This window comes from Bradyrhizobium sp. BLXBL-03 (genome assembly GCF_051853015.1).
In the GTDB taxonomy this organism is placed as follows: Bacteria; Pseudomonadota; Alphaproteobacteria; order Rhizobiales; family Xanthobacteraceae; genus Bradyrhizobium; species Bradyrhizobium manausense.
Genome location: NZ_CP182470.1, coordinates 1956548 through 1978390, shown reverse-complemented (window position 1 = coordinate 1978390; position 21843 = coordinate 1956548). Strand labels below are relative to the sequence as shown.

Genomic DNA, 21843 nt, shown 5'->3' with positions numbered 1-21843 from the left:
CCCTTGGTTGCATGCCGGCGGTACGAACCCCGGGAGCACCTCCGGCCACTCGCTCTGGCGCGGCCTGAGATTCCGCCTTCCCCTTTGAGCGACAGGGTCGGCTACTCCGATCACGTTCGATTTCGGGGCTATTTTCCCGTTCACTGCATTCCGGCCTACCACCTCCCTGTCTACGCTTCGCAGCGGCCGTTACCGGACGCCACGCAAGACTCGGTACGCGGCTGCTCGCTAGGCTTTACCGCGGCCGCCATCTCAAGCGGCAGAGTTCAACGCGCTTTCAAGGCGCAACGCTCATCAAACCGGACGTGCAGTTTTCCCGCATCCGGCTTCCCGACTGGTTTCTTCACAAGGCACACGTCGGCGACCCCCTACGCACGCGGTTCAGTACAAGCACGCCAGTGTCCCCACGGAACTCGTGAGAGAACTGTCTGACGCCTCGTCCTGGCGCTTTGTGTCGTCTGCGTAGAAACGCGAGCACGCGGTCATAGACGTGTCGGTCAACGGCTTGGCGAGCCGAGGCAAGTGAACCATAGCTGAAGTAAGCCGCCCAACCACCAAGGAGGCGATTGAGGCTTGCTCGAACTTGCGGCCATGCGCCCATGTTGCCCGGCACCAGCAGGTCGCTGATTTTCCTCTTGATCCGCTGCACGCTTTTCTTGGACGGCGCGGCTCCTAAATACCACCGCCCCCCGTTCGGGAATCGACGAGGTCCGAGGCTGTGGCCCAGGAAGTCGAAGCTCTCGCGCCGGGCGTCTTTCACCGAGGTTTTCTCCTCGTTGAGTGTCAACCCGAGTTTCGTCATCACCACCTCTGTCCATGCCAAAGCCTCTTCCGCATGCCCGCGGCTGAGGATGACAAAGTCATCGGCATATGAGACGACGTGTGCGCGGTATGCCTCGCACCGTCCGCTGAGACGCCAGTGCTTCAGGAACCGGTTCATGTAGATCACGGAGAGCAACGGACTGAGAACACCGCCCTGAGGGGTGCCACTCGTGCTGCTCTTGCCGCCACTCATGCGCCGGTCTCCTTTGCTATCCCGCTCTTCAACCGGTGTCTTCAGCCACAGCTTGATCAGCCATAACACATTCCGGTCGACGATGCGTCGGGCCACCGATTTGAGGAGGTCCGAATGCGGAATCGTGTCGAAGTATTTCGACAGGTCAGCATCAACAACGTCCGTGTAGCCCCGGCATAAAAGCCGGTGCACTTCCCTGACGGCATCGACCGCGCTGCGTCGCGGGCGATAACCATACGCGCTGTCCTCAAAGTCCGCTTCGAAGATTGGTTCCAACACGAGCTTGGCGGCAGCCTGAATCACGCGACACCGAACGGTGGGTATGCCGAGCGCACGCTCGCCTCCCCCCGGCTTTGCGATCATCACCCGCCGCACCGGATCGGGTCGGTACGTCTTCGAAACGAGATCTTCGCGCAGTCCCGCCAACCATGCTTCCACACCTGACGCTTCAATCTGCTCGAAAGTCACGCCGTCCACGCCCGGAGCTCCCGCGTTCGCGCGAGACAGCTCGTAGGCGTGGCGCAGCATGTCCTCTCGGCAGATCTTGTCGTAAAGCAAATAGAAGCGGAAGTCAGGCTCCGCCTTCGCCTTGCAATAGAGCTTTCTCTGAAGGGTCCTGATCTTTTCAGGTGTTGTGAGGCTCATCGCCAATCACCCTGTCCTCACCATCTTCAAAAGCACACCACAAGTCAGGGTCCTTTCCTCCGCCGGCATTACCCAGCATCAACGGTCTTACGACCCTGTCCGACTCCCGCCCGGTCCATCGACTTACTCGATGTCGAAGGTGCGACCTCCGACCGAGGCGGGTCTCCCCCGATTACCCGTATTACCTTTCCAACGTGCCATGCCCATTACCCCGGTGGACCAGACAGGTGCATGGGTCGATTGCTTCCCTGTCGGCGCGGCCTTCCCCGCCATACGATCGGGTCGGCGTCCACATCGTAACTTTCGAGGCTTGCTCAGGCTTCACTCACGTTACGGCCCGCTGGATTGCTCGGCCGCCCAAAGCGACCTTTGTCACGAGGCTTCGATCCGTCCGATTGCTCGTCCAGACCGCTCGTCAGCTACCAGATCAATCAACAACTCTCTGGGTGGATCCTTCCTCCACTGGCAATACGCGCCGTCGGGGCGCACCGTAAGGCTTCACGTAGGCTGGCGGCATCATGCGGACAGCGTGGCCCAGCGCCGCGATCTCGCGTGCCCAGTGATGGGCACTCGCACAGGCCTCCATACCTACCAAGCAAGTTGGAAGGCTCCGAAAGAAGGGCAGAACCTGCGATCGCCGCAATGTGCGACGAACCAAGACTTTCCCGCTTTCGGCGATGCCGTGAACTTGAAAGATTGACTTGGCCAAATCCAAACCCACCGTGATAATTTTCTCCATGGAACGGTCCTTCCTTTGTGGCGACTCTCTACGCGACCACGTTAGGCACTTTTGATGCCGGTTCGAAGGGCCGTTCCACACCATCACTTTTGATGCAGTTCGAGGGATGTCTGGCGCTTTGATTGGAGGAGAATCAGCGCCATGCAGCAAGCACTCCACCGCTCCAGTCTGGTGCCGCGTGGGTTTGTTGTTGAGAGTGCGTGCTACGAGGGTGATGAAGCCGTCATAAGGGTCCGGGCGTCCGGAAGCGTCGGCAGGTGTCCATCGTGCGGAACGGCTTCCCGACGTGTCCACAGCCGCTACCAGCGCCGTGTGACCGATCTGCCGCTTTCGGGGCGGGTCGTGAAGCTCCTGGTGATCGCACGTCGCTTCCGTTGCGACGCCGTCCTGTGTGGACGCCAGATCTTCACTGAGCGTTTCTCCGACGGGATATTGGCTCCATCAGCGCGACGCACGGCGAGGCTGGACTCCATCATACATCACCTTGGTCTGGTGCTTGGCGGTCGACCGGCGGCAGGCTTCGCCAAACGGCTGATGTTGCCGGTGAGCAAGGACACGCTTCTGCGCGTGGTTCGACGCCGTCACCGTCCGCCGGCTGACCCGCTCAAGATTATCGGCATCGATGATTGGGCCTGGCGGCGCAATCACCGATACGCCAGCATTATCTGCAACCTGGAAAGGCGCCGGGTAGTCACCTTGCTGCCGGATCGTGAGCCCGCGACGGCCCGAGCCTGGCTCGCTGCGCACCCCACGATCGCAATCGTCGCCCGCGATCGTGGCGGCGGATATGGCGAAGCGGCGGCCAAAGCCTTGCCGCACGCGGTGCAGGTCGCCGACCGCTGGCATCTAATGGAGAACGCCAGTCGGGCCTTCCTTGACGCCGTCCGCAAATCGATGCGCCAGATTCGCATCGTCATCGGTGCGACGACGATCAATCCCCAACTGCTGACAGCAGCCGAGCGCCTCCAGTATGATGGCTACTTGCGCCGCGAAGAGACCAATGCGGCCATCCTGGCGCTGTCGAAGAGCGGCATACCCATCAAGCAGATCGTGCGTCAGACTGGCTAGAGCAGGAAGCTGGTGCGGCAGGTGATCCGCGACGAACGCACCGATGTCTTTCGGACCCGGCAAAGTTCGTTGGATCTGCATTTGCCATGGCTCGATGATCAGTGGGTGTCCGGCTGTCGAAGCGGGGCTGAACTCTGGCGCCGCCTAGCAGCGCGTGGCTTCCGCGGCTCGCTCCGCGTCGTCAGCGAGTGGACGACCCGCAGACGACGAGCCGAAAAGGCCGATGCACAGAACCTCCAGCGGATTCCCTCAGCCAAAACAATCGCTCGCCTCATGACCATCGGGCGGGACCTGCTCACGAAAGCGGAGACCGTCACGATCGCGGCGATCGAAGCTGGCGTGCCGACTCTGGTCGAGGCACGCGAGATCATCGCCGAATTCCACCTGATGATCCGGCGCAAGACCGAGGCGGGCTTCATCCCATGGATTGAGCGCGCTCGCGCGAGCCTCGTCGCCTCGTTCGCCAGTGGCGTCGCGAAGGATGAAGCCGCGGTACGGGCGGCAATCACTTCACCATGGTCGAACGGACAGACCGAAGGTCAGATTACGCGCCTCAAGCTTGTTCGACGTCAAATGTACGGTCGAGGGAAAATCGATCTGCTTCAAGCCAGGTTGATCGGCGCAGAATAGTCGGCGCTGCACCAAACTTGCGTCAGAGCCCCTTTTGGATGCCGATAGGGGGTCCCAGTCAAACGCCGATTGACACCTACGGCACCGGCCTTGATCCCAACCTGCCCCGCGGCGCCTTAATCACTTCAGATCAATCGCATTCGATGTCGGCGAGTGACGTGCCGAGCGTCTCGAGAGCCTGCTTAAGGTGAGCCTTGACGTCATCGAGTGTCCATCCATGGGCGGCAGCGCCGGTGCCGGACAGATTCACGAGTTTATCTACTCCGCACACCTTCAATTCGCTCGACACAGCGCCGGCCGGCAACAATTGCTGCAGCAGGTTCTTGTCGCCGTAGACAGCTTGCCCGCCGACTACGACAAGCGACACATGGGCCGGGGTAGCCTTGACGACAGGGTCAAGAGGCTTGGGTTGGGTGGCGTCGATCGCGACGTTCAAAACGACAAAATCCGCGAACTGCCCGGGCACCAGCGCACCGATGTAATCGGATATTCTGACAAGCTTCGCCGGCGTCGACGTTGCCATGGTTACGAGCTCGTCGGAGCCGATGCCGTAGTGCCTGAACGCGTAACCCATTTCCTGCAGCATGCCCGCACTGCCGGACGGGCTCCAGTCGGGCGCAATGGCGATGTCGACTTTTGCCAACCTGGCGGCGGCAATGTTGGTGGTCGAGCCATAGAGTTCGTCATTACTGCGTGGCGACCAAATGAGTCCGACGTTGCTGTCCTTCATGCCGAGAAAATCGGCATCCCGCAGAGCCGTACCGTGAACGAGGGCAAGACCGTCCCGAGGGATAGGAATAGGCTTGGGCTTCCCGATGACGGGTGCGAGCAACACTTCCTTGCTGAGCATGCTGTATTCGCGGTGCGCGGCGGAATCGGTGTTTGCGCCCTCCGCAAGATGGACCACCATGCCCCGCAAGGTCTTATGGTCGAGCGCGCACAGAAGATACTCGAACCTCTCGTGCGTCAATTCCAGCGGAAAGACCTCATTATCGACGACATCAAGAATCTTGCGATCGGTATCAGGTCTTACCGTGGGGCATTTGTCGTCGAAGACCGGTTGTTGTTGCAAGAAGCCAGAATCCGTATCCAGATTTCGGGCAAGTCCCGCGACGCACTTATGGTTTTCAGAGGTCTTGTCACTGCTCAGCAATCCCCCAAGGACCGACGTCGCCCCACCGGCAAGCGCCTTGATCTCCGCATAGATCTCCGCTTCGCAGGCCACGGTTGGCATTGCCGCGTAGTGCGGGTTGTTCAGCAAGCGATCGTATTCCGCTGAATCCTGCCATTCATACCGGTTGTTAAACTTCCGGCCGGGCAGCCATCGTGGCTGGATATTCCAGGTGAGATGGTCATGGAGATCGATGAAGCCGGGCAGAATGATGCCCGACACCTTGACCGGAGACGTTGTTGGCTGCGCCGACGCGCTAGGGCCGACGCTCGCGATCTTGCCATCGCTAGAGATCGACAGCGTTCCATCCGCGAGGATGCCGCTTGGCGTCACCATTGCGCCGGCGATGCTCCAATCTGCGGCGAGCGCACTGGCGCCCGTCGAACACCAAACCGAAAGCGCTGCACAAGCCAGGGAATGAAGCCTCATTGTGCCCCCTCAACACCGGTGAAGACCTCGCGTAGGACCGAAAACCTACCCTATGATGGCGCGCCCTCTCAAGAGCAACCAAGACTTGTGCCGAAGAAAAAGCGCGGCGGCTGGCATATGGCGCACCTCCGCCAAGACCTTCGCAAGGTGGCAAAGCTGATCCCGATGCGAGTTTTCCTTCCGCCCCATCTCTTGACGCACTTGGCATCGAGGTGCCTAGGGCCGCAGGCCCGACAGGCGTGCGCCGGAGGCGCATCGCCTCAACGCAAAATGGCACCCGGAGAGCGTGAGCATAGCGACCCGAAGGGGCACGCGGGTCCGAGTGCAGCGACGAGACCGGTTCAACAGCGGCACCCGGGAACGGGGCAGTGATAGCGATCGCCGCAGGCGAGCCCCTTTCCCGAGTGCCCCCGGCGAGGAGCTCCGCATCCCTTTGCGCGAGGGATCGAAGCCGCACGGCGGCCGAGACGCAAAGCGGCTCGGTTCACGAGAGCCCGATGCGGCGGAAGCCGCACGCGCGCAAGCGGAAGAATCCGTCCAAACTTGATATCTAAATTTCCTCGCGCACATTCGTCTGCGCGTCATAGATCCGGATCTGAAGCATAGGAAAGCGCTTCTTTAGTTCTTCTCCACCTGCCCTGGCGCCGTCTCTGGTTGCAAATTCGGCTTTGAGTCGGCCATCCACTTCAAGCGCGTAGCCAGAGGCGGGCAGTTCACGGTTGGCTGCAACCATTTCATTCCCATTGTGCAGTGAGGTGATTGGGAATGATGGGTAGCGTGAGTCGCCCAAACCACGCTAGAGCCACCTGCGCAACTGTGGTGATCGGTCAGGGACGTTGTGGATTGAAGCTTCGCAGTGGAGTCTTCAAGGATGGGCATTTGCATCGTCCGAACAGGTCGACGGGTTTCCGTTTGCGCGGATACAGGCGCGATAGAGCCACGGCTCGACATAGCTCCCCTTCCAGAGCCCTCGACCGGCACGCTCGGCGTCGCGCTGAACGGCCCCATATCTACCTTTGGAGTATTGGGGCCAATCCAGTGCAAGACCGTTGCTCACAAGCCATTCCCCGAGATCCCTGCGTGCGACCGAACAGGTTGCCACTGTGCGGCCATATGGATCGAGGTTGAGCGGGACACAGTCGACGGGGCGCCGGACAATGTAAGCGTCGAGATCATTCGCCGCTTGCGAACCACAGGGTACTGCAAACTGTCCTCGCCGCGACATAGCTGTGTGCTTTCTGGAGCATCCACACCCCAAAGGCGGATCCGCGTTCCATGAATTTCCAGCGTGTCGCCGTCAATGACGCTGGCCTGACCGACAAAATTGTCGGCCAGAGCCGCGCTGGATAACAGCATGAGCATCAAGATAAGAGCTCGGCGTTTGCTCATGGCGTTGTGTACCAGCGATTACCGCAGATTGCGGGGATTGGATTTCGGCCAGTTCTCAAGCGGCTTCAGTACCGGCAAGTTCTCCGGCCGCTCGGGATAATGAAACTCCGTGCCACGGAGCCATCTGCCCTCGAAACGGTTCCAGAACAGGATCGCATCCATCTGCCAGGTAAACTCATAGACCTTCCAAACGCCGTCGCTCTTTATGACTTCACCAGTTGCGTTGAAGGGCAGGCTGTTGAGCTTGCAGAGCGCGTAGATCTCATCCCAGTGCTCGCGGATATAGCGATCTTCCAGGGCCACGTGATATGGCCGGTCGGCACGCCAGCGCGGGCCGCCGCCACGCGGATAGAAACCCTGGCGCGGCATCAGGAATTCGGGGATGCGCGCAATTGCCTTGCCGATCCGACGCGCCTCATCCGACGAAAGCTTGCCGACGCCGAAGCTGTAGCGCTGCGCGTCATCTCGGCAATAGAGCCACGCGAGGGTCACGCCGTTGGCGTCCCTGACCACGTAGCACTCGGAATTTTCCCGCACCAACGTCCAGGGCGGCTTGAAACGGCGGCTTGACTCCATAGGAACAAAATAAGAACATATGCCATCGACGGTCAATCTGGAACTGTGCCATGTCCTCGGCATCCAAGCCGAACGAACAGGACGATGGGCTGGATGCTGCCGTCGAGCAGGCGATCGCCGTTTCCGGTGGCGATATGCGCGGGGCTATTCGCGCGCTGATCGTTGCGAACAATTTCCTGGAGTCCGAGAATTCAGAGTTGAAGAAGGCCGTCTCGCACGCCTACACGCGGGGGCGCTTTCGGACCCACACGGGATAGGCGGCGCTGAATGTGCTGGTGTGGACGGCCTCTCATCCCCACGGTTCTATGGCGCTGTCAGCGTCACAGCTTGAGAGGAAAGTCTGATGAATCTTCCTGTTCGCATCGGTATGGACACTTCCAAGTCGGTTTTCCAGCTTCATGGTGTTGATGAGAATGAGGTGGTGGTGGTCCGCCGCCAGTTCCGGCGAGCCGAGATGATCCGCTACTTCGAGCGGCTTCCACCGGTTCTCGTCGCCATCGAGTCCTGCGGCAGCTCGCATCATTGGGCGCGCCTGCTGCAGTCGTTCGGTCACGAGGTGAAGCTGATCCCCCCTCAGTACGTGAAGGCTTACGTGAAGCGCGGCAAGAACGACGCGGCCGATGCCGAAGCGCTGTGCGAGGCGGTCACCCGGCCGAGTATGCGGTTTGTACCGATCAAATCGAGGGAACGGCAAGCGGCCTGCATGTTAATGACTGTGCGGGAACGCCTCGTCAGCGTGAAGTCGCAGCTTTCCAATGCTTTCAGGAGCTATGCGGCTGAATTTGGCATCGTCGGCCCCGCCGGTCGGCAGAATGTCGCGCAACTTATCAAACGGGTACTCGAGGATGATGACAGCTTGCCGGAAATGGCAAAGGATCTCTTCCGACTCCAAGCAGAGGAATATGCCGCGGTCGAAGCCCGCCTGGCAAAGATCGAAGCCAAGCTGATGAGGTGGCACCGCGACGATGATGTCAGCAGGCGGATCGCGACGATTCCCGGCGTCGGTCCGATTGGGTCGTCCATGCTAAGCATGAAAGCGCCGCCACCCGAGACCTTCAGATCGGGTCGCGACTTTGCGGCGTGGCTCGGGCTGACACCTAAGGATCATTCAACAGGCGGCCGGCAAAGGCTTGGCGGCATTACAAAGGCTGGAGATTCTATACTGCGATCGACGTTGATCGTCGGTGCGACCGCACTGCTGAGGCATATTCGAAAGGGCCGTCATAAGCCCACACCATGGCTCGCTTCGCTGCTGGAGCGAAAGCCGCCAAAGTTGGTCGCGGTGGCCTTGGCCAACAAGTTTGCCCGCATCGCTTGGCGCTTGATGATATCGGGCGGCGTGTACAAGCAGCCGGTAGCCGTCATGCCGACTTGATCTGAAATCGGCCCGCGAGCAGGTTGCTAGGCGGATTGCCCACGAACTTGCAGGACACAGTAGATGGAAGGACCGATCGGTCGATACGCGCGAGCTTCCGAAGATTACACTGGCAACAAGAATGTCGCCCATGTGCTTGGAGCGCGCGTAGCGAACACCATCTCGGCCAGCGGGCTTTGTCCGCGCAAACAGGCCGGACATCTGATAGCAAGCGATCTGGCCAAAAGTCTGCTACAATCCTGACAAGTGGGGGCCGTCCACATCTGCAATCTCTATTCGATCACGACCAACCAGGCAGCGATTGCCGGTCTGTTCAGGCGCATGAACCGCTATGTCGGCAATTTGGCGCCAATGCCCGGTGTGTTTCCGGACTATCCTGCACCGGTGATCCGCAATGTCGGCGACGCCGAAGAAATGGTGCTGATGCGCTGGGGCATGCCGCCCCCACCGAAGACGGGCGGGCCGCCGGTGACCAACATCCGCAATACGTCCTCGCCGCATTGGCGCGGCTGGCTAAAGCCGGAGAACCGCTGCCTCGTGCCGGCGAACAGCTTTGCCGAATACGCCCCTGAGCCAAATCCGGAGACCAAGAAGAAGGACGTCGTCTGGTTCGCACTCGAGGAAAGCCGGCCGCTGTTCTGTTTCGCCGGCATCTGGACCGAGTTCCAAGGCGACCGCGGAACCAAGTCGAAGCCGATCCCCGGCCCTCACCTCGTCTACGGCTTCCTAACGACCTCGCCGAATGTGGTCGTCCAGCCGATCCATCCAAAGGCGATGCCTGTGATCCTGACCACCGAGGAGGAGCGTGACGTCTGGATGCGCGCTCCCTGGGATGAGGCGAAGGCGCTGCAGCGCCCTTTGCCCGATGACGCGCTGAAGATCGTCATGCGCGGCGAAGACAAGGAAGACAAGATCGCTGCGTAGACTGTTTTGCACAGGGCAGCGGAACGGGCGAAAAAGCGCCTTCGGACGATTTGGACGCTCGCTCCAGAAGATTGGCGAAATTGTGCGAAGGTCACCGCGGCCGCAGCGCGGCAAGCCTACCCTGAACGCTGACTATAGCGAAGAGCTGTCCACAGGCTCAGATGCCTCGCCCGATCGCATCCGATAGAGTGCAGCCAAATGCGCACGGAGCGCGGTTCATCTGCTGACCACGAGTATGACCGATCCCTTAACCTTGGCCGAAATGGCGGCCGCGCTCGAGCAATCAACGGATTATCGCGTCTTGCGCCGGCTCGTTCCGCGATCAGAATTCGCTACAGACAACGGTGAAGCAGTCAAGACTGCTCTCCTGCTGGATGTCGAAACAACCGGCCTGAATCCGGCCCGCGATGAGATTATCGAGCTCGGAATGGTTAAGTTCGCCTACCTGCCGGACGGCGGGATCACCCGAGTTCTCGATACCTTCAGCTGCTTCAACCAGCCATCCGTGCCTATCCCCGCTGAAGTTACGGCTCTCACGGGGATCACTGACGAGATGGTCGATGGTCACAGCCTTGACCCGGATCGCGTTGCCGCCTTCGCGGCAGATGCTGTTGTCGTCATTGCCCACAATGCCGCTTTCGATCGCAAGTTCATGGAGCGCTACTGTCCGTCGTTTGAGGATCAAGCGTGGGCGTGTTCGGTCAGTGAGATTGAATGGCGCAGTCATGGTTTCGAAGGCTCACGACTGCCCTATCTGCTGATGAAGGCGGGCCTGTTTCATGAGGCTCATCGCGCCGTCGATGACTGCCTCGCGCTCCTCGAGATCCTGGCCTTGCAGCTCCCCCATCACAATCGGACTGTTCTTTCCGTGCTACTGGAACGCGCGCGGCGCAAGACCATCAGGGTCTGGGCTGAACATTCACCGTTCGAGCTGAAGGATGAACTCAAGCGGCGCGGATATCGCTGGAGTGACGGCAATGATGGACGGCCAAAGTCCTGGTACATCGATGTCGATGACGGCGATCAAAACGCAGAAATCGAGTACTTGCAAAAGACGATCTATCAACGGGAGCTTGAACCGCGCATTCAGAGCCTGACTGCATTCAATCGCTTTTCCGTCAGGGTCTAGTGGGGCGCGGTGCTGCTCGATGCCGAGATCTCGGCGAGATCGGCAATGGGTATTGAGAGGATTGCAAACACAACGCCGGATCAAACGCCCGGCGTTGTGCCTGTTCTTCCGAGAGCGATTTTTCGGTCAGAGACGCTCACCAATCGTCGGGATCCCGATTTCGATCGGTGTCCGAACTTTCTACTCCTCAAGTGAGCGTTGGCATGACATTCCAAGTGCGAAGAGATGAGATCGCCAGATCGGCCTTCTTCAGCAATTGGCGCAGCGGTGGGCACTCAGGATAATACCGGACGAGTGTAGCCTTAACCTCGTCAAGATTCACAATGTGCCGATCCCAGCTTGTGGGCACCGCAGCGAGTGCGTCCCCTTCGGGAAGCTCATGATAATAGAGATCGAAAAACACATCATCCGAAAGCTCGCCGCGCCCATACTCACACTGGACCCAGTTATCGAGCTCGCATCGGATCGCATCGACGCGCCGGTGAACACCTGCACGTGCTCTCGTCCCAATCAGGATCGACTTCAGCAGTCGCCCGACCAGTTTGTGCCCCTCAATCGGCATGCGCGTCTTCGGCCGACGCTGCGCTCCCGAAAGAAACATGCTATATGGGACGGAGTTGTTGGAGCCGCGCCGCTCGCCAGCTGTTTTGACCTCGCGCGCCTTTGCCTCGATCTTCGCCGCCTGCCCCGGGCTGACGAAGGCCGGCACGATCGGCCTCGACTCGCCATCCCAGGCCGACGCCACGATGGGAGCCGGTGCCGCTGCCAACCTTGAGATCATTGGCTCCAGCAAATACCCCTTGGACATATCGGCCAAGAGAAAGAGCGATGTCCCCCCGTCAGGGCGATACATTCCCTTCCACGGCGAAATCGCGACCGCCCAATCGTGTCGGTCAGCCCATTCTTTCTGCTCGCGAGTGATGCTGTGGGCATAAGGCTCATTGGTACGGATGAAGATCTTCGCTGCGGGGTCGAACCACGCTGCATCGTGATCGGAGCCCGGCATCCGATGCTGGAATTGTCCTCGGGGGAAAGATCGTTTCGCCTTTGACGGGACCAATCGGGCTGCCTCAATAAACTGAATAGTCCTGGCAGCCTCGCACGCAGCCTCCCGCGCCGCCTCCTGCGACGACGCTGTATATGTGTCTGCGAGATGATCAGGACCTTCTCGGCGCATCGTACCCAGCCCCCGCGATGCTTGGTATTGCGCCGGCTTAACAAGCGCGTCCAGAGGTCTGCCGAGCGGCATTTTCAGGATCTCGCAGCCCGTAACCTTGGTCGTACGATCCCGCCAAAGAACGGAGATGTACAGTTCGGCCGACGGCCTGGGGGCCGCGAGGCCGTCTCCAAGCTTGCGCAGTGCGTGCTTGTAATTTTCGAAGCCGGCCGCCTTTGATGCCTTGTCCAAGGCGACAGCATGCTGAATGCCGTCAGACTTCTTGAATCGCTTGGCGAGCTGCTTAATGCCCTCGATAGAGGACGGACGAATGTGATCGTTCGACACGTCAGGTCTCCCGGCCCTTAGCGAAGTGTCGCCCGTCAACCACCTCTCGAGCCCGACATGACATGGCGGGAACGATTGATCTGGACAGCGCCTCAACGGCTTCGCTACGACGGGCGGCAGGCTCCTGCCGGGAGCCGGCTCGAAATATACCACGACCGAGACCTTCGCGAAAGGATGCACCCAGGATCTGGGGGGACCTCAGGTTGCGCTACTGTATTACCTCTCCTGGACGGACCCGAGATCGTGGCAATCTCAAACTGAAGGATAGGTTGTGAGGCACGGCCTGGGGGAATGAATGCGCATCGTCTACTTGGAAATAGAAAATTTCCGCGGCATCAAAAGGCTGAAATGGGCACCTTCCCCCGGCATGAATTGCCTCATTGGCCCCGGGGACTCGACCAAGACCACCGTGCTGGACGCGATCGAGCTGTGCCTCAATCCCAGGTCCTACATTTTTGCTGACGACTGCGATTTCTTCGATCTCGAGATCAAGGCGCCAATCCGGATCACCGTAACGCTTTCTGACCTGCCATCGCACTTCAAAGCCGAAGATCGATACGGGCTGCACCTCCGCGCCTGGGATGTCTCGGCCAAAAAAATCATCGATGAGCCGGGAGCGGGTTTGGAGGAGGCTCTCTCGATCAACGTCGTTATCGATCAGACCCTGGAGGCCCGGTGGTCGATACATAATGACAGAATCGACGCGCTCGACAGCGATCCACCGATGGTCCGGTTCAAGGACGCCAAGCAGCTCGCGACGAATCGCCTCGGTCCCTACGCAGAGAGACATCTCGGTTGGGGCCGAACCTCAGTGCTTACTCGCATCGGTGAAGCAGGCGATGGCTTCAGCCTGCAACTCGCGGAAGCGGCGCGTGCCGCCCGTTCGTCGTTCAGAGCTGGCGACCGGAATGTCTTCAAGAGCGCAGTCGATCGAGCGGAGGAGCTGAGCAAGCTCTTCGCGGTCCCGGTGCGGGGCAAGTTTACGGCGGAGCTCGACGTACAGGGTGTCAGCATCACTTCAGGTGGTATCTCACTTCATGATGGCGATCTGCCATTACGCAGGCTCGGCACAGGCTCCGCACGTCTCCTTGTATCCGCTCTCCAGCACGACGCCGGTCCTCCGCATGTTGCGATCATCGATGAGATTGAGCACGGCCTCGAGCCGCATCGTATCGCTCGCCTACTGAGATACCTCAAGGCGGCCAAAGCCGCCCCCGACGCGGCTCAGCCTCAGATATTTGCAACGACACATTCCCCGGTCGTGATCCGCGAGCTGACTGCGGCCGATATCTTTTCAGTCCGGTCCGATGCCGGCATCACGACCGTCAAATCCGTTTCTGCCTTTGCAAGGGATTCCGACACAGCACAACGCCATCTCAGGGGAAATCCCGAGGCATTCCTCGCCCGCAAGATATTGGTTGGTGAAGGTCGCACCGAACAAGGATTCGCCCGCGGCCTGGATGAATGGTGGCAAGCATCCGGCAAGGACTCTTTTGCCCTGCAAGCGACCGTCGCAATCGATGGGGGAGGCAAGGACAATGCGCCCCTTGTCGCCGAACATTTGCGCGATCTTGGCTATGAGGTCTGGCTTCTCATGGATTCCGACGAAGAACCGAATGCGACAGATCTGGAACGCGCCAAGGGGAAAGGCGTGGTTGTTCACCAATGGCCTGACAGGTGCTCGACGGAGGAACGCCTATTTCTCGACCTCCCCTGGGCTTGTATACGTTCGATGATCGCACTCGCCATTGAATTCAGCAGCATGGAGAGCGTGAGAGCCGTCATCGACAACGCCCTATCCGCAGCTGGGCTTCCTACTGCCACAGCAGTCAGACTCGGCAGTGACCGCGATACCGCGCAGGTCCGACGCATCCTCGGCAAGGTCGCGAACGACAAGAAATGGTTCAAAACCATCGAGCGCGGCGAACGGCTGGCCGCGCTGATCGGGCCTCATCTTGGCGCGATTTCCGACAAGCCTCTCAGCGCAGGTATTGCCGCCATGAGGAAGTGGGTCGATGGCAAATGATGACGATATTGCGCGGCTCGCTGTTAGCATCCGTCGTGGCAGCATTGTCGCTGCAGCTGGATGCGGAAAAACGGAGCAGATCGCACTCGCTGTCGGAAGTTCCGACGGACGCCGGCTGATCCTCACGCACACACATGCCGGCGTCGATGCCCTGACCAGACGCCTGCGTAAGCACCACGTTCCAACCGCAAAGTACCGCATCGACACCATTGCCGGATGGTGTTTGCGATTTGCAGCGTCCTTTCCACAACGTTCGGGATTCTCTGGGGTTGTGCCGACGACAAGCGCCCACTGGGACAGTGTCTACCATGCCGGCGCGCGCCTGCTCGATAGCGGTGCTGTCGATGGCGTCCTGCTCGCATCCTATAGAGGGTGCTTCGTCGACGAATATCAAGACTGCACCAAACAGCAGCATCAAGTTGTTTCACGGCTCGCCAACCTTCTGCCGACTTGCGTGTTCGGCGATCCATTGCAAGCAATCTTCGATTTCGGAGATCAGCAGCCGGTCGACTGGGATAGCGACGTATTTCCCCTGTTTGAGCGTTCGGCCGAGCTTCTGACGCCATGGCGCTGGAAGAACGCGGAAAATCTAGAATTGGCCGAGTGGCTGCAGGGCGTCCGCACCGCCCTTGAGAACAGCAACTATCTCGACCTGCAATCAAGACCACGATGTGTAACTTGGACTTCTCTGCCCGCGGCAGCTCAACGCCGTCAGAGAGTCATCGTCGGGGAATGCCTCGCTTCCATGCGCGATCCCGTGCAAGGCAGCCTGATCGTCATTGGCGACAGCACAAGCGAGAACCGGCGTTCCGCACTGGCACAAAAACTTGCCAAACAGGGTTTTGGCAGCCTCGAAGCAAAGTTGCAAGACCCTCTACGCCGCCGCCAAGACGATCGACCGGACGACCGGGTTGGCCCGAGCAAAGGCAATCGTGGACTTCGCGTCCAAATGCCTGACGGGCCTCGAAAGGGCGGAGCTTCTCAAAGCGCTCGGAGCCCGCCAGCAGGGTCGGCGCCTGGGACAGGCCAAGTTCGGTTCGCTATTCCCACTCAGCGACGCCGTGATCTCCAGCGGTTCGGAAGCGAGTATTCTCGCCCTTCTGCAAACGCTCCACGACAGACCCGGCGTTTATCTGTATCGTCGTGAGATGTTCTATGCGATGCGATCAGCCCTGCAGCTGAAAGCGACCCGCCAACTTGCCACGCTGAGCATCGCGATCTGGGAAGCTCAAAATCGGATACGGCATGCGGGGCGCCGCCTCGGTAACCGAAGCATCGGCAGCACGCTGCTGGTGAAGGGCCTGGAGTTCGAACGCGCGATTATCATCGCAGAAGACGCGATGACGAGGAAGGATTGGTACGTCGCACTGACTCGGGCGACAACGAGCATTCGGATCATATCCCCGGCGGAGCGCTTCCTACCGTCGCGAGATCAAGCAGAAAATCGCCGCGCGCTGTAATCAGTCGGCGAGCGGGAGCATCGATCGATGTACATTTTGAGCGCTGGTTGAGCGTGCTCCTATATGCTGTAGAGTTTCGAAATGCGGGTCCCAGCGTAGGCAATCCGTCGCGACGATGGCCCCTCCGTGTAGGCCGCGGCGACGGATTGGAATGCTTCATGGATGTCACGAGATCGCCTCGGAACAAAGGCCCTCATTTCTCCGTCTTCCAGCAGATATTTCTCAAATTGAAGGTCCCGTGGAGTTCGCGCATTTCATAAAAACGAACGGGGCGTTGCCTACCATCCGTAACGATGGCGTACTTTACGGCTTGCTTGCAGCGCATTCCGAAAATCACCTCTTCGAGTTCCAGTAGGGAATGCAGCACCCCGCCCGGTCCAATCAAACGCCGTTCCTGCTCGTATAGCCAGCTCGCCGCCTTTCGCAACAGGACGACCTCGTCGACCTGACGACGAGCGTCCTTGTTGCCGTCGAGCATGGCCAAGATCTTGCTGGCATCGACCAGCCGCGTGCCACCGTACTTTACCTTGTGGAGATGACCGCGGCGAAGCACATAAAGCCTTCGCGCATCTTCGCTGTTATGCTTGAGGCAATGGACCAGAAGCCTCAATTCCTCCAGGCCCGTTTTGTCGATGACAATCAATGCTTCTGTCAGCGCTCCAACCAGATCGGCGTGGTTTGGCTTCTTTCTCGCCTGCGGCCCCCATCGCCGCGCACCACGCTCCCATCGGTGGTAGATTACGTTCACGAACGCCTTTCGAACCAGGAGGAGCGCGGCTTCAGCCTCCACGCGGCGCTCTCCGACCATTTCTCAGTCAAACCGCTCCACGATCGGTTGTTTTTTGCTGGCGAATGCTGCTGTCTACCCTTCTTCGGATATATGGAAGGAGCCCGCCGCGGCCGCGAGGATCTTGCACCATCAAGGCTTGACGTAAACGACGACACCAGGAGCGCTTAGCGAACTTTTGAGGGAGCCAGTTGCGCGGTGACAATCAAATGAGATGGTTAGTTCTTCTTTCCGCGGTTATTGGCAGATCGCTTCCACGTCCTTTTGATCGGCCTTTATGTCAATGAGATCCTTGAATGCATGAAAGGAATTCTTCCGCGCGACCTTTTAGGTCTTCGAAGTGGCATGAGCCCTGAATTGACGCTGTCATCTCGATTTATGAGGCCATTGAAAACTCACCTCGATTCCTCGGGCTAGCACCTCTATCGGAAAGGTCAGCAAGGTCGACATCTATCAAACTAGAATTTGGCCAGCCAACTGCATTGAAAGATCGCAAAATGAGCCCTCACGACCTACAGCGCAGTGCTGCTGCAGTCGCGGGCCTTAACACCAGCCCCTCGTTTGCCTATCTAGTTGCTCTGTTGTCTATCTAGGCGCCCTGTGCAAACACCACACTGTGGGACCATCTTCAAAACCGAACTCATGAACCACGTCGAAGCCCAATAACTTGTAAAAGTCGATTGAGTAGTAGACCGAGGTCTCCAAGTAGATAGGCAACCTGTCATGATCGGCGCGCTGAAGTCCCAACGATAGAACCATGGTGCCTCGCCCGCTTCTTTTAAGACTCGTGGCGGTGGCCACCGCGGCCAAGTACCAATATGGTTTACGGTACTCAAGTTGCGCTATCTTGCGATTCAACTGCATTTTGCGCGCCCAGCTGTCTGGCCGCAACAAGGAAAACGCTCCCAATAAACTCATTCGCCGTCTTGCCGCCCTTTCCGTCTGTTCCGGAGAAAACCAGACGGCAAAGGCCGAATTATCAGACAGCTTCGAAACAATTCCGTGTTTCAGCAAGTCTGCGATCCAAATCCTGGTGGCAATTCGCCCGTACAAAGAGTGACCATATATCCATTCCTGTACGGGCTCATCTTTGAAAGCCGTGAACAATATGTCTTTCGCCGACCTAAGATCAGGCTCTTTAGCCGCGAGCGCTGTCACTTCTTCCGGCATGTTGATCCCGCTCGCCACTAGATGACACCATTGTAGCTCCAACTTCACGCACGGCGGCAAGCGCCCTTCGGAGCCTAGAAGTCGCAACCTCGAGTTTGTCGACCCTGTAGATGACCACTCGTTTGTTGGCGAGATCGAACGGGATGTCGTCGAGGCTTTGACACACAAGGATTACCGGTTTCGCTAGACAGTGCGCTATACCGATTTCATACATGACGTTGGGGTTTCGACCCGTGAGATCTGCGACGACCGCCCGTGAACTACATATGCCCCTCCAAAGTCCGTCAACGACGTCGCGACTATCGAACAACTCGTCTCCACGAACCGGGATCCACCCAAAATCGGCCACGACCGACCGTATCCATTCGTCAATAGTATCCGACCACTCCAACGAATAGGGCATCGCAATAAATACTTGTTCTGTTTGTTTAGCGCGCCACGCATCGCTAAGCGAGAAAAGACGATCATCGTCGCAAGGGAGAACGTTCCCTTTAAAACTTAACAGTACGATTCTGATTCTTTCAAAAAGATCGGCAGTACCGAAAAGCCGCAAGATTTCATCCCATACGATTGCCGCCTCGTCGCTCCCAACCACCGTCATTGCCTGAATCGTGCGTAGCGCGCGAGATCTAGCTGCTCCATGCGCGCGCACAACAACGCTAATTACCAGCGCCGTTACCACGGATGCGAATAAATAACACGCCAGCGCTAGTGTTTGCGGCTGAACAAACAGCGCGATGAGAGCCCCAATCAATCCAGAGCCAAGTGTGATACTTAACAGGGGCACCGCAAAGTTGGCGCTGCTTAGCGTTTCCGACGGCTCATATCGACCTCGCAGTGCAAATGAGTGCGCTCTTACCCCGAGCGCAATTAGCACTTGTGAAACCGTCCACGGTATTTCCACAAGAGAGTTCTGCGGAACATCATTCCGGAGCTCGTTCGTGTTAAATATGAAATCGCAAGCGACAAGCAATGCGTAACCCACCGCGATCAATAGCGGATAAGGATGCACTTGGCCAATGCCGGAGCTAACGCAACAGATTAGCGCCGCAATTTCCAGACCTACGTATAAGAAGACAAACACTCTGTGAGGATTCGAGGAAAGTGCGGTCAGCAGTGGTTGATAATATTCGATCAGCAGGGCAGCTAGAAAGCCTCCTACTAAGATCGAGACTCCAAATAGTGCAATGCCAGCGTTGCGGTTGACGTTTCGCACAACAACTTCAAGCCAAGCCCAAACCCACAAGGCAAGGCATAGTAGATACGGTACGCGATAGCTCAGTGACACCAGTGTCGCCATTGGGTCCAGAGCCCAAATATTTATTACGAACCCCCAAGCGACGTTGGAGACAAGCATGAGCCCCGAAGCGGCGCAAATAGTCCCAAAAAAGCCTCGCCACTTTGGACCAGCAATGCGAGCTGCACTAAAGGCGAATACAGTGCCAGCAGCATCACTAGCCGCTTGCGCCGCGGTATTAAAATAACCCGCAAAATCTTGGTTTGGTAACAGGCGAAGAGCCAAATAAACGACGACGTAGATGAAGATTCCGAGGGCCGCTGGAAATATGCGATCCATGCGCCTTACCAATAGTCCTAATGACCGGGGATTGTAGTTTCCGATATCGCTTCCGGCGGTTGCGCGCAAAGTTCAGATATTTGTTTGCTATCAATTTTTTCACTTATCTTAGCCGGCTCTCTCGTCACCAACACCATCCCTTCCGCTACGAGCGCTTGCATTGCGCGTTTCAAAGATCTTTCAGAGATAGCGCTTTCAGCACGTAGACTTTCCATGATTGCTTTGATGGTAACTGAACCTTGACGGAGAGTTTCGATAAGTCGGGTTTGCCAGGAGGGCAGGAGCATCCAAGAGAGCGTGAAATAGTCTACGACCAACAAGCGACCTTTGAGGCTCCAATCACCTACTCTGGCAACCACGAGTGGCGACAATCGATATTGCGTTCCGGCCGATAGGCTACAAAAGTACCCACCTGTCACAAGTTGTGGGTTCTCGGACGGCGAGATGAGATGCCGCTTAGCGATTGCGTCAAGAATACCTATGGCCTTGCACGACGCGTTTAGTCCATCCCAATCTACATCTCCTTCGAGTCCTTCGATCTCGTCTTTCTCCTTTTCTGTCAAAATCAGCGCGAAAATCGAACCTGAATTGCTCTTTAAGCGAGCAATAAACCAGCCGCGATGGACATGCTCAAACTCGAAGCTAGATACGTTGAGATATTCATCCCCTTTGTAGTCGAAGAAATCTTCCCGAACTGCTGCATCAGATTCCATTGCCTCGGCAATTCGCAATCGCCCTATTCGCTCCGATCCCTGATTTGAGCCTTCAATTGCGCAGAGTACTTGCTGCGTGATGTCACCATATTGAGGCGCGATATCGATGGTTTGCTCATCCCACGGCTTCCCAACTAAACCAAATTCGTCAAGACGGCTGTAAATCGGTTGTCCAGGCGACACCATAAAAGGTTCTGAATTGACCCTGAGCAAACCACGATAGGATTGCTGTAACTCGTGGAGTCTTGTCGCGGTATGGCGGAAGGCCGTTCTATCATCTTTCGGAAATCCGGGAATAAGGCCTGCTATCACGTGAATACCCGCCTGCAGAAAGGCATGAAGAGCGGACATATTATTTTCTTCTGTCCTGCGTTTCTTCATCAATGCGAGCGTTTCGTTGGACATAGATTCGATGCCTACAAAGACGCTTTCGCAGCCGGACCGCTTTAGCAGTTGAGCCGTATCCGAATCCATCCTTGCGCGCATGAACCCGTCCCAACGAACGTTGATGTTTTCATCGATGAGACATTCGGCAAACTGCCTCAACTGGCCCGGATGGCCATTCACCAGAGAGTCGGTAAACGCGATATGTTCGGCGCCGTATTCCGCCTTTAGAACCTTTACTCCCTCGATCGCCTGGAGCGCTTCGCCGGGTCTAAAACGCTCCCAAAACGTCCATTCGCTACAAAATACGCACCGATCGGTACAGCCACGAGAAAGGTGAAATGGCACACTGAGCGCGCCACCTTGTTGGTAGGACACCAGTGACATTTGGTCGAAAGTTGGAACGGGAATTTCCTCGCTGCGAAGGAGCTGCCGGTGTGGCCCGTATAATATACTGCCCTCACTAGCTAGGATTGCGGTTCCTGGTGTCGGAGCGCCATCCCGACATCGATTCCCGTCGCTCTTTGAATATAGGTCCAAAAGTGCTGCTTCGCCTTCGCCGACGACAACGGCATCTGCAAGCTGGCTTCGTAGCGCAAGAGCCGCACTCGCCCGACTTTGCGTTACCTGGGGTCCGCCCAAAACCACCGTCGGCGGCTTCCGTAGCCGCTTCAAATGGGCGGCGAACAAAAGCGTAGACAAGAAATTTGAGGTCCAAGTAGAAAGCCCAACAAAACGCACTCCCGCAAGTTGGCTAGCAATACTTCTCAGATAGTTGTCCATGCAACGCAAATAGCGTTCTACATAGGTTGCGCGCATGCCACGCTCGTAACAATATCGCTCAGCGATCGGCGATATGCCTGCAAGTAAATCTAGTTGAGATTCAAAATTGTTCAGGACCTTTAAAAGGAGAGGCAGGTCCGGAATATCCATTACGAAATTTTCGCCGAAAAGACCGGTGTGATAGTAAGTTGGCGCATAGGCCTCCGGCACACCTAATCGAAAATCTTGGAAATCAAATTCGAAACATCCCATGCGCTTTGCATAAGCAAGCAAATATGCCATTCCCGCCGGCGGTTCGAGTATCGAATAGGGTGGAACGATGCAAAGGAGCGCCGGTTTCCGAACGTCTA

18 protein-coding genes and 2 pseudogenes are annotated in these 21843 nt (G+C 57.8%); 8 read left to right on the top strand and 12 right to left on the bottom strand.

Features of this window, described 5'->3' with window-relative positions:
• Positions 1 to 343 precede the first annotated feature (343 nt).
• A complete protein-coding gene (gene ltrA, locus ACNJX9_RS09435) occupies positions 344 to 1660 on the bottom strand; it encodes a group II intron reverse transcriptase/maturase (protein WP_439410034.1) in 1317 nt (438 codons plus the stop codon).
• Between the two features lie 490 nt (positions 1661 to 2150).
• Positions 2151 to 2399, bottom strand: a pseudogene (locus ACNJX9_RS09430) (IS110 family transposase); the annotation flags it as partial.
• A 141-nt stretch (positions 2400 to 2540) separates the two neighbouring features.
• Between ACNJX9_RS09430 and ACNJX9_RS09425 the strand changes: the two are divergent.
• Positions 2541 to 4097: pseudogene (locus ACNJX9_RS09425) on the top strand (ISL3 family transposase).
• A 130-nt stretch (positions 4098 to 4227) separates the two neighbouring features.
• Here ACNJX9_RS09425 and ACNJX9_RS09420 read toward each other — a convergent pair.
• From ACNJX9_RS09420 to ACNJX9_RS09400, 5 genes are all read right to left on the bottom strand, one after another.
• Positions 4228 to 5697: an amidohydrolase family protein gene (locus ACNJX9_RS09420; RefSeq protein WP_439408553.1), complete on the bottom strand. Its 1470-nt coding sequence runs from the start codon at positions 5695 to 5697 to the stop codon at positions 4228 to 4230.
• 550 nt (positions 5698 to 6247) lie between these two features.
• Positions 6248 to 6430, bottom strand: a complete 183-nt coding sequence (locus tag ACNJX9_RS09415) for a hypothetical protein (RefSeq protein ID WP_439408552.1) — start codon at positions 6428 to 6430, stop codon at positions 6248 to 6250.
• A 132-nt stretch (positions 6431 to 6562) separates the two neighbouring features.
• Positions 6563 to 6856: a thermonuclease family protein gene (locus tag ACNJX9_RS09410; RefSeq protein ID WP_439410033.1), complete on the bottom strand. Its 294-nt coding sequence runs from the start codon at positions 6854 to 6856 to the stop codon at positions 6563 to 6565.
• Positions 6751 to 7062: a thermonuclease family protein gene (locus ACNJX9_RS09405; RefSeq protein ID WP_439410267.1), complete on the bottom strand. Its 312-nt coding sequence runs from the start codon at positions 7060 to 7062 to the stop codon at positions 6751 to 6753. The genes ACNJX9_RS09410 and ACNJX9_RS09405 overlap by 106 nt, the downstream gene beginning before the upstream one ends.
• Before the next feature lie 42 nt (positions 7063 to 7104).
• Positions 7105 to 7599, bottom strand: a complete 495-nt coding sequence (locus tag ACNJX9_RS09400) for a hypothetical protein (protein WP_439408551.1) — start codon at positions 7597 to 7599, stop codon at positions 7105 to 7107.
• Between the two features lie 113 nt (positions 7600 to 7712).
• On the opposite strand from ACNJX9_RS09400, the gene ACNJX9_RS09395 reads away from it, so the two are divergent.
• The 4 genes from ACNJX9_RS09395 to ACNJX9_RS09380 all read left to right on the top strand — a co-directional run bounded on the left by ACNJX9_RS09395 (position 7713) and on the right by ACNJX9_RS09380 (position 11090).
• Positions 7713 to 7919, top strand: coding sequence for a hypothetical protein (locus ACNJX9_RS09395; RefSeq protein WP_439408550.1), 207 nt, complete (start codon positions 7713 to 7715; stop codon positions 7917 to 7919).
• Between the two features lie 86 nt (positions 7920 to 8005).
• Positions 8006 to 9037 carry an IS110 family transposase gene (locus ACNJX9_RS09390; protein ID WP_439408549.1) on the top strand — a complete coding sequence of 344 codons (1032 nt, stop codon included), beginning with the start codon at positions 8006 to 8008 and terminating at the stop codon, positions 9035 to 9037.
• 261 nt (positions 9038 to 9298) lie between these two features.
• On the top strand, positions 9299 to 9961 hold the full coding sequence (locus ACNJX9_RS09385) for an SOS response-associated peptidase (protein ID WP_439410032.1): 663 nt from the start codon (positions 9299 to 9301) through the stop codon (positions 9959 to 9961).
• A 235-nt stretch (positions 9962 to 10196) separates the two neighbouring features.
• A complete protein-coding gene (locus ACNJX9_RS09380) occupies positions 10197 to 11090 on the top strand; it encodes a 3'-5' exonuclease (RefSeq protein WP_439408548.1) in 894 nt (297 codons plus the stop codon).
• Positions 11091 to 11277: 187 nt separating this feature from the next.
• Here the strand turns inward: ACNJX9_RS09380 and ACNJX9_RS09375 are convergent, their stop codons facing one another.
• On the bottom strand, positions 11278 to 12594 hold the full coding sequence (locus tag ACNJX9_RS09375) for a DUF5623 domain-containing protein (protein WP_439408547.1): 1317 nt from the start codon (positions 12592 to 12594) through the stop codon (positions 11278 to 11280).
• A 295-nt stretch (positions 12595 to 12889) separates the two neighbouring features.
• Here ACNJX9_RS09375 and ACNJX9_RS09370 point away from each other — a divergent pair, with 295 nt between their 5' ends.
• From ACNJX9_RS09370 to ACNJX9_RS09360, 3 genes are read left to right on the top strand one after another with little or no spacing between them, the layout of a single operon-like run.
• The gene (locus tag ACNJX9_RS09370; protein WP_439408546.1) at positions 12890 to 14620 is read left to right on the top strand and encodes an ATP-dependent nuclease; all 1731 of its coding nucleotides are present in this window, start codon (positions 12890 to 12892) and stop codon (positions 14618 to 14620) included.
• A complete protein-coding gene (locus ACNJX9_RS09365; protein WP_439408545.1) occupies positions 14610 to 15767 on the top strand; it encodes a UvrD-helicase domain-containing protein in 1158 nt (385 codons plus the stop codon). The genes ACNJX9_RS09370 and ACNJX9_RS09365 overlap by 11 nt, the downstream gene beginning before the upstream one ends.
• 13 nt (positions 15768 to 15780) lie before the next feature.
• Positions 15781 to 16080: a hypothetical protein gene (locus tag ACNJX9_RS09360; RefSeq protein ID WP_439408544.1), complete on the top strand. Its 300-nt coding sequence runs from the start codon at positions 15781 to 15783 to the stop codon at positions 16078 to 16080.
• Positions 16081 to 16273: 193 nt separating this feature from the next.
• Here the strand turns inward: ACNJX9_RS09360 and ACNJX9_RS09355 are convergent, their stop codons facing one another.
• The 4 genes from ACNJX9_RS09355 to ACNJX9_RS09340 all read right to left on the bottom strand — a co-directional run bounded on the left by ACNJX9_RS09355 (position 16274) and on the right by ACNJX9_RS09340 (position 21775).
• The gene (locus tag ACNJX9_RS09355) at positions 16274 to 16870 is read right to left on the bottom strand and encodes a hypothetical protein (RefSeq protein ID WP_439408543.1); all 597 of its coding nucleotides are present in this window, start codon (positions 16868 to 16870) and stop codon (positions 16274 to 16276) included.
• Between the two features lie 582 nt (positions 16871 to 17452).
• Positions 17453 to 18037, bottom strand: coding sequence for a hypothetical protein (locus ACNJX9_RS09350; protein WP_439408542.1), 585 nt, complete (start codon positions 18035 to 18037; stop codon positions 17453 to 17455).
• A complete protein-coding gene (locus tag ACNJX9_RS09345) occupies positions 18006 to 19613 on the bottom strand; it encodes a hypothetical protein (RefSeq protein WP_439408541.1) in 1608 nt (535 codons plus the stop codon). The genes ACNJX9_RS09350 and ACNJX9_RS09345 overlap by 32 nt, the downstream gene beginning before the upstream one ends.
• A gap of 17 nt (positions 19614 to 19630) precedes the next feature.
• Positions 19631 to 21775: a B12-binding domain-containing radical SAM protein gene (locus tag ACNJX9_RS09340; protein WP_439408540.1), complete on the bottom strand. Its 2145-nt coding sequence runs from the start codon at positions 21773 to 21775 to the stop codon at positions 19631 to 19633.
• Between the last annotated feature and the right edge of the window lie 68 nt (positions 21776 to 21843).

Bases quoted from the DNA above. Each gene is read 5' to 3' on its own strand.
- ACNJX9_RS09420 (WP_439408553.1), bottom strand. From the start codon at position 5,697: ATGAGGCTTCATTCCCTGGCTTGTGCAGCGCTTTCGGTTTGGTGTTCG.
- ACNJX9_RS09415 (WP_439408552.1), bottom strand. From the start codon at position 6,430: ATGGTTGCAGCCAACCGTGAACTGCCCGCCTCTGGCTACGCGCTTGAA.
- ACNJX9_RS09340 (WP_439408540.1), bottom strand. From the start codon at position 21,775: ATGGCATATTTGCTTGCTTATGCAAAGCGCATGGGATGTTTCGAATTT.
- ACNJX9_RS09390 (WP_439408549.1), top strand. From the start codon at position 8,006: ATGAATCTTCCTGTTCGCATCGGTATGGACACTTCCAAGTCGGTTTTC.
- ACNJX9_RS09370 (WP_439408546.1), top strand. From the start codon at position 12,890: ATGCGCATCGTCTACTTGGAAATAGAAAATTTCCGCGGCATCAAAAGG.
- ACNJX9_RS09345 (WP_439408541.1), bottom strand. From the start codon at position 19,613: ATGGATCGCATATTTCCAGCGGCCCTCGGAATCTTCATCTACGTCGTC.
- ACNJX9_RS09350 (WP_439408542.1), bottom strand. From the start codon at position 18,037: ATGCCGGAAGAAGTGACAGCGCTCGCGGCTAAAGAGCCTGATCTTAGG.
- ltrA (WP_439410034.1), bottom strand. From the start codon at position 1,660: ATGAGCCTCACAACACCTGAAAAGATCAGGACCCTTCAGAGAAAGCTC.
- ACNJX9_RS09365 (WP_439408545.1), top strand. From the start codon at position 14,610: ATGGCAAATGATGACGATATTGCGCGGCTCGCTGTTAGCATCCGTCGT.
- ACNJX9_RS09395 (WP_439408550.1), top strand. From the start codon at position 7,713: ATGTCCTCGGCATCCAAGCCGAACGAACAGGACGATGGGCTGGATGCT.
- ACNJX9_RS09360 (WP_439408544.1), top strand. From the start codon at position 15,781: ATGCGATCAGCCCTGCAGCTGAAAGCGACCCGCCAACTTGCCACGCTG.
- ACNJX9_RS09380 (WP_439408548.1), top strand. From the start codon at position 10,197: ATGACCGATCCCTTAACCTTGGCCGAAATGGCGGCCGCGCTCGAGCAA.